Source organism: Bradyrhizobium sp. 23AC (assembly GCF_054863025.1).
Genome location: NZ_JAVAYN010000015.1, coordinates 23836 through 30000 on the forward strand (window position 1 = coordinate 23836; position 6165 = coordinate 30000).

General features: G+C 59.4%; 1 protein-coding gene, 2 tRNA genes and 2 rRNA genes (1 of these 5 only partly in view). 4 read left to right on the top strand and 1 reads right to left on the bottom strand.

The window, feature by feature from the left end; all coding sequences use genetic code 11:
• Window positions 1-71: 71 nt before the first annotated feature.
• Window positions 72-2135, bottom strand: a complete 2064-nt coding sequence (locus RAD10_RS28445) for a M23 family metallopeptidase (RefSeq protein ID WP_038948503.1) — start codon at window positions 2133-2135, stop codon at window positions 72-74.
• Window positions 2136-3278: 1143 nt separating this feature from the next.
• Here RAD10_RS28445 and RAD10_RS28450 point away from each other — a divergent pair.
• From RAD10_RS28450 to RAD10_RS28465, 4 genes are all read left to right on the top strand, one after another.
• Window positions 3279-4767 (top strand): 16S ribosomal RNA (locus tag RAD10_RS28450).
• 192 nt (window positions 4768-4959) lie between these two features.
• Window positions 4960-5036: transfer RNA gene (locus RAD10_RS28455), tRNA-Ile, on the top strand.
• A gap of 33 nt (window positions 5037-5069) precedes the next feature.
• Window positions 5070-5145: transfer RNA gene (locus tag RAD10_RS28460), tRNA-Ala, on the top strand.
• A 413-nt stretch (window positions 5146-5558) separates the two neighbouring features.
• Window positions 5559-6165 (top strand): 23S ribosomal RNA (locus tag RAD10_RS28465) (it continues 2266 nt past the right edge of the window).
• Together the 16S and 23S rRNA genes with 2 tRNA genes alongside form the textbook arrangement of a ribosomal RNA operon.

The following is a 6165-nucleotide window of genomic DNA, read 5'->3' on the forward strand; positions in this document are numbered from 1 at the left end:
GGCGCCTCGCGCGAGAACGTCGAATTCGGATCGTGTCTGGAGATGCCCCGGCCGATGTCGGCCGGTTGCAATTAGCGGTTGCTGACCTGCAACGGGCCGCCGGTCGCATCCGACATGCGGGCGATGGCGCCGCCCCGGCCGCTCATCATGCCGTCGAGCCGGTCGCGTTCCTTCTCGAAGCCTGCGAGCATCGGGCCCTCGAGCGAACGGCCGCGCGGCAGCTTCACGCGCATCGGATCGACGAAGCGGCCGTTGACCAGGATCTCGTAATGGACGTGCGGACCGGTCGACAGGCCGGATGAGCCGACGAAGCCGATCACCTGGCCCTGCCGCACCTTCTTGCCGATCTCCATGCCCTTGGCGAAGGCCGACATGTGGCCGTAGGCCGTCTCGTAGCCGTTGTTGTGCTTGATGCGGATATATTTGCCGTAGCCGCCTTCGGGGCCGGCCTTCTCGATCACGCCGTTGCCGGAGGCGAAAATCGGCGTGCCGTAGGCCGTGGCCCAGTCGACGCCGGTGTGCATCTTCACATAGCCCAGGATCGGGTGGCGGCGGCCGCCGAAGCCGGAGCGCATGATGGCGTTGTTGACGGGCTTTCTGACCAGGAATTTCTTCGCGCTCTTGCCGGTCTCGTCATAGTAGTCGACCACGCCGTCGTCGGGGCTCTGGTAGCGGTAGTATTTCTTGGTCTCGCCGCCGACCGTGAGGGAGGCGAACAGCACGTCGTTCTTCTCCGTCGACGTCACGCCCTCGTCCTCGCCGGCGTAGAACACGTCGAAGGAATCGCCCGGCTGCACCTTGCGCTGGAAATCGACGTCGTAGGAGTAGATCTTGATCATGTCGTCGATGACGGGCATCGGCACTTTGTTGCGCATCGCGGTCTCGTAGATGCTCTGGTAGAGCCGCACGCCGGAGCCGTCGTCATCATCGTCGTCGTCGCTGCTGGCGCTGGCCGCGGCATCGGCGACGGTGTTCATGCTGGAGACGTCGACCGCGACGTATTTGCCGAGATCGGACAGCGCCGCGATCGCCTCGACCATGGTCTCGTTGGCGACGACGACGCGATAGGGCTGGAGGCGGGCGCCAGGACTCGCCGGTGCCATCAGGATGCGGAGCTTCTCGCCGTCCTTGAGGCCGCCGTCGCGGCCGCGGGGGCCGAGCGTTGCGGTGATCGCCTTGATCTCGTCGGCGTTCGCGCCGAGATCGCGCAGCACCGAGGCGACGCTGTCGCCCTTCTTGACCAGATGGACGCGTTCGCCGTTGGGATTGCCGCCGGTGATCTGCTCCTTGGTCTTGGGCAGCAGCGTGACGTTTTCCGGCACCACGCGCGTCTCGAAACCGGCATAGGGATCGGAGGGCGAGGCCTCGGCGGCGTAGGCGCTTCGGATGTCGGACGGGCCGGTCGCACCGGAGACGTCGGCTGCGGCATTGGCGAGCGAGGCGTAGCGCACCCCGCCATTGCCGCGCCAGTTGGCGGCATCGCGCACCCGCATCAGGATGTCGTCGAGCGCCACCACCGCGGAAATCTTGGCTTTCGGCAGCACCGGCGACAAGTCCTTGGTGACGAAGGACACCTCGGCGTCGGGCTCGACCGCTTCGGGATTGTTCGGATCGTCGGATGCGGTTTTCGGATCGGAGCCGACGTCGGTGAGCAGGCGCTGGGCGTTGAACGGCGGGATCTTCGCCGACAGGTCGCTCGTCGTCATCGACAGATTACCGGCGATCCGGACGAAGGGGCGCACCCGCATCACGTCGCGGTTGCCGACCCGGGCCACCGTGGAGACGCGCATGATGTTGCGGGACGCGGTGGATTCGCTCGGCGGCGGCAGGCGGTCGCTCTTGTGCAGCGTGGCGGCGCGATCGGCGGCTCCGAATGCACCGCGCAGCGCGCCCTCGACCCGCTCCGGCACCTTGGCGAAGGTCATCTCGCCGTCGAGCGATGCGAAAACGGCGCCGCCGATCAGGGCTGCGCCGCAGAGTCCGGTCAAGATTGTCCCGCTGAACCATTGCACCGAGACGCGGCGGCGGTCGATTACGGCGGCTTCAGAACCATCGACGGACAGCGGCGGCTCGTGGCCGAGATCGATGATCCCGGTCTCACGCCCGTAAGCGCCGCGTGATGTCCTGTGGTTCAACGCAAGTCCCCCAATCAACGACCCAAGATGCCCGCTTTCGAACCTCGTCCTGGTCGCCCTCTTGAAGGGGGATCGCCGGAAAAGGCAAGCCGCGCAGGTGTCCGTGCTCAGAAGGCCCCTCGGGTGGGGCCGGCCGAAATTACGAACAGCTGGACGGGTGAAGCTCTCTCGATGTCTCTCGAATGTCGGAGGAAGGCCGCGTCATCTGCAAGATCGCCTTCCTCTGACCCCATGAAAACCGCCGGCAGCCCCCACTGGCGTCCCTGCGATTCAAGCTTGTCTCTTATCAGAACGCCGCGGGATTGTGGCTCAAGTACGGCGCCTGTCATCGAAAAAGTTTCCTGAACGGCCGGAGGGCGGGGGCCTCCCGAGAGGGAGCTGCAAGCCGCTTCCCACCGCGAAGGTACGGTAAGCCGGCCCTCAAACCCTCCCCAAGTACCCTGTGTCGATCCCGACCCGCGCGCCAATCCACTCGCCAAGCCGTTCCCCATGTGGCTTCCCAGGTGGCTTGCCAGGTCGCTTCCCAGTCCCCCCCCACAACCCCTCCCAGGTCGGCTCCGGAGCCCCCTGGGGCCCAAACTTTTTTCAGGTTTTTTCACCGGCCTGATCGGGTCGGCGCATCTGCGGCTCTCCTAACCATCTGGAAATACGTTGTTTTTCGCGACAATCCACCGTGCGACGATTTGTTGACAATGGGCGTTGACAATCCCGAGTGCGGGGGCCTATAACCCGACCACTGAGCGCGGCGCCGCCGGGTCACTGACCAAGGCGAGCGAACGCGCCACTGATGCTCCTCACCTTGTTGAGTGACACAACAGTCGACGTAAGTCGATTGGAGTTCATCCATCGTCGGTAAGGGTGTCGGAACCCTTCCTCTCAGGAAGGTTGAGACCTCCACGGTCTCGGGCTGTTTGACAAGTGAAGATGAAGAAAGAGAAACGTGGACGGCGGAGTCCTTGCGGGTCTCGCATCTGAAAAGCTTCGGCTTTTCTGGTCGGGACCGGACGAAAGACTTCGGCGGTACACGTTTCAAAGGAAACACCATCGTTGCCCGCGATGTGAATCGCAGGCAGCGCATCGACTTCGGTCGATAATGGTGGGACCTCGTCAAACGTTGTGATCAGCCGGTTCAAAGTTCAAGTCCAACTTGAGAGTTTGATCCTGGCTCAGAGCGAACGCTGGCGGCAGGCTTAACACATGCAAGTCGAGCGGGCGTAGCAATACGTCAGCGGCAGACGGGTGAGTAACGCGTGGGAACGTACCTTTTGGTTCGGAACAACACAGGGAAACTTGTGCTAATACCGGATAAGCCCTTACGGGGAAAGATTTATCGCCGAAAGATCGGCCCGCGTCTGATTAGCTAGTTGGTGAGGTAATGGCTCACCAAGGCGACGATCAGTAGCTGGTCTGAGAGGATGATCAGCCACATTGGGACTGAGACACGGCCCAAACTCCTACGGGAGGCAGCAGTGGGGAATATTGGACAATGGGGGCAACCCTGATCCAGCCATGCCGCGTGAGTGATGAAGGCCCTAGGGTTGTAAAGCTCTTTTGTGCGGGAAGATAATGACGGTACCGCAAGAATAAGCCCCGGCTAACTTCGTGCCAGCAGCCGCGGTAATACGAAGGGGGCTAGCGTTGCTCGGAATCACTGGGCGTAAAGGGTGCGTAGGCGGGTCTTTAAGTCAGGGGTGAAATCCTGGAGCTCAACTCCAGAACTGCCTTTGATACTGAAGATCTTGAGTTCGGGAGAGGTGAGTGGAACTGCGAGTGTAGAGGTGAAATTCGTAGATATTCGCAAGAACACCAGTGGCGAAGGCGGCTCACTGGCCCGATACTGACGCTGAGGCACGAAAGCGTGGGGAGCAAACAGGATTAGATACCCTGGTAGTCCACGCCGTAAACGATGAATGCCAGCCGTTAGTGGGTTTACTCACTAGTGGCGCAGCTAACGCTTTAAGCATTCCGCCTGGGGAGTACGGTCGCAAGATTAAAACTCAAAGGAATTGACGGGGGCCCGCACAAGCGGTGGAGCATGTGGTTTAATTCGACGCAACGCGCAGAACCTTACCAGCCCTTGACATGTCCAGGACCGGTCGCAGAGATGTGACCTTCTCTTCGGAGCCTGGAACACAGGTGCTGCATGGCTGTCGTCAGCTCGTGTCGTGAGATGTTGGGTTAAGTCCCGCAACGAGCGCAACCCCCGTCCTTAGTTGCTACCATTTAGTTGAGCACTCTAAGGAGACTGCCGGTGATAAGCCGCGAGGAAGGTGGGGATGACGTCAAGTCCTCATGGCCCTTACGGGCTGGGCTACACACGTGCTACAATGGCGGTGACAATGGGATGCTAAGGGGCGACCCTTCGCAAATCTCAAAAAGCCGTCTCAGTTCGGATTGGGCTCTGCAACTCGAGCCCATGAAGTTGGAATCGCTAGTAATCGTGGATCAGCACGCCACGGTGAATACGTTCCCGGGCCTTGTACACACCGCCCGTCACACCATGGGAGTTGGTTTTACCTGAAGACGGTGCGCTAACCCGCAAGGGAGGCAGCCGGCCACGGTAGGGTCAGCGACTGGGGTGAAGTCGTAACAAGGTAGCCGTAGGGGAACCTGCGGCTGGATCACCTCCTTTCTAAGGATGATCCTTCAGCGAGCTTCGGCTCACTATCGGATCGTTTTAGAAACATCAGTGGCCAACAATCGTCAGGATTGTTGAGCTGCATTGGCGGGATTTCGCCGTCTTCGTTTCTCTTTCTTCGCGGACGAACACGCGCTGGGGCTGCAAGCTTGCAGAATCCCTGGTCCTTGACTGGATATGCGTTAGGGGCTTGTAGCTCAGTTGGTTAGAGCGCGCGCTTGATAAGCGTGAGGTCGGAAGTTCAAGTCTTCCCAGGCCCACCACTTTCATCGAGTGAGCATTCGTCTTCTGGTTACGGGGCCATAGCTCAGCTGGGAGAGCGCGTGCTTTGCAAGCATGAGGTCGTCGGTTCGATCCCGTCTGGCTCCACCAGATGGTTTGATCATCGACTGATCGTGCACCTAAATCGTCCGCGAAACATCACTTCGCATCTTGCTAGTCTGGATAGACAGTAAGTTGCGTGATTTCTGACATCGTAAAGAGGAGATCGATCCGAGTTGGATCGTGCAGCAAGCAATTGCTACGCGAGACTTCATTATCTCCGGATCATTTCGGCGCTCGTGCGTCTTTCAAGGGTAGCTCACAAGGCTACTCTGGAGAGACAAGCGAGTTGTAAATGATCCTTTTAGCGAAGCTTGACCGCCTCGCTATCGGAACGATCTTACGAAGCAAGCTGGTCTTTCTAATCATTGTCCGGCTGCAGATAGCGTTCATCGAGGGCGCGTGCCGCAAGGTAATTCTGCAGACAACATTCTGCCGAGTGTGTGGACATTGATAATGAGAGCAATCAAGTGCCTTAAGGGTGTTCGGTGGATGCCTTGGCGCTGAGAGGCGATGAAGGACGTGCTACGCTGCGATAAGCCGTGGGGAGCTGCGAAGAAGCTTTGATCCATGGATTTCCGAATGGGGAAACCCACCTTCGATAGCCGGAACTCCAAGACCTTTGTCGAAAGACAACGGTGTGGGGTTCGATCAGATAATGTGAGAAGCCAGGCCTTTAGATTTCGATCGAAGAGGTTTTGGATTTCCGGTTATCAAGAGAAGGTATGAGACTTCTGAATACATAGGAGGTTTCAAGCAAACCCAGGGAACTGAAACATCTAAGTACCTGGAGGAAAGGACATCAACAGAGACTCCGTTAGTAGTGGCGAGCGAACGCGGACCAGGCCAGTGATACATCAAAGACAATCGGAACCAGTCAGGAAAGCTGGGCCTCAGAGGGTGATAGCCCCGTACGAGTAATGCGATGATGTATCCACGAGTAAGGCGGGACACGTGAAATCCTGTCTGAACGCGGGGGGACCACCCTCCAAGCCTAAGTACTCCTCAGCGACCGATAGTGAACCAGTACCGTGAGGGAAAGGTGAAAAGCACCCCGACGAGGGGAGTGAA